The organism is Ferrovum sp., assembly GCF_027317285.1.
In the GTDB taxonomy this organism is placed as follows: Bacteria; Pseudomonadota; Gammaproteobacteria; order Burkholderiales; family Ferrovaceae; genus Ferrovum.
This window is the reverse complement of sequence record NZ_DAHVHV010000162.1, coordinates 1-561: the sequence shown is the minus strand read 5'-3', so window position 1 is coordinate 561 and position 561 is coordinate 1. Positions and strand designations below refer to the sequence as shown.

Annotated in this window: 2 protein-coding genes; both read left to right on the top strand. The window is 54.2% G+C overall.

Features of this window, described 5'->3' with window-relative positions:
- Nucleotides 1-4 precede the first annotated feature (4 nt).
- The gene (locus M6F29_RS12480; protein WP_366526016.1) at nucleotides 5-166 is read left to right on the top strand and encodes a YaeQ family protein; all 162 of its coding nucleotides are present in this window, start codon (nucleotides 5-7) and stop codon (nucleotides 164-166) included.
- A gap of 1 nt (nucleotide 167) precedes the next feature.
- Nucleotides 168-561 (top strand): YaiI/YqxD family protein (locus tag M6F29_RS12110; protein WP_298160291.1); only part of this gene is annotated, 394 nt, incomplete at its 3' end.

The following is a 561-nucleotide window of genomic DNA, read 5'->3' as shown; positions in this document are numbered from 1 at the left end:
CAATCTGTCCGTCCTCAGTCTTCCTTTGTCCGACAGTCAGGCACTGGCTCACCTGGTTGAACGCACCATGGATCTCAATTGCCTGATTCAGGACGATGGAATCTTGCTGTCGAATTCGTCCGGAAGCGTTCCTGTTACAGTGACCCCTTTGAAGGGTTTTTCTTGAGATGAATATTTGGGTCGATGCAGATGCCTGCCCTGTGGTCATCAAAGATATTCTTTTCCGTGCCGCAGAACGTGCGAAAATCCTGACAACCTTCGTAGCCAATACCTTGTTGAGTACCCCGGCTTCGTCTTATATTTTGGCGCGCCAGGTGCCTCGCGGCTTTGACATGGCCGATAACGAGATCGTCCGGTCCCTGCACCCCGGTGATTTGGTCATCACAGCCGATATTCCCCTGGCTTCTGAAGTGCTGTCAAAAGGGGGGCATGCGCTCAATCCACGCGGCGAGGTTTACACCCTCGATACAATCGAAGCCCTACTGACGCTGCGCAATTTCATGGACCAATTACGCGGCAGTGGCGTACCTACCGGCGGCCCCCCACCCCTGTCTCACTCTG